This window comes from Lactobacillus delbrueckii subsp. bulgaricus, assembly GCF_046938665.1.
Lineage (GTDB): Bacteria > Bacillota > Bacilli > Lactobacillales > Lactobacillaceae > Lactobacillus > Lactobacillus delbrueckii_C.
The window spans coordinates 1-397 of sequence record NZ_JBKZCD010000078.1 but is presented as its reverse complement, the minus strand read 5'-3'; the positions used below and the strand labels follow the sequence as shown (position 1 = coordinate 397).

Below are 397 nucleotides of genomic sequence, written 5' to 3'. Positions count from 1 at the left end.
TTTGAAGGAAGCCAGCGGCTACGTACCTTTGGAAAACCTCTGCCTCAGCCCGCAATGCGGTTTTGCGTCAACTGAAGAAGGGAATACCTTGACTGAAGAAGAAGAATGGAACAAGCTGAAGTTCATCAAGGAAGTCGCTGACGAAGTTTGGGGCGAATAAAGCTTTAAGCTAGTGAGACAAGAGAAATACGAAAGGAAATTACTTATGACTAAATTATCCGCACCATACCGTTACGACATCGTTGGCTCCTTCTTGCGGCCGCAGGAATTAAAGGAGGCCCGGGCCAAGTTCAAGGCCGGGGAGTTGAGCAAGGAAGAACTGACCAAGGTAGAAGACAAGTGGATCAGCGACCTGGTTGCAAAGGAAAAGGCTGTCGGCTTGAAAGCTGTAACTGAC

General features: G+C 48.4%; 2 pseudogenes. Both read left to right on the top strand.

Annotated elements, in window-relative coordinates:
- Positions 1–160, top strand: a pseudogene (locus ACLUXO_RS10270) (5-methyltetrahydrofolate--homocysteine methyltransferase); the annotation flags it as partial.
- 45 nt (positions 161–205) lie between these two features.
- Positions 206–397: pseudogene (locus ACLUXO_RS10265) on the top strand (hypothetical protein); the annotation flags it as partial.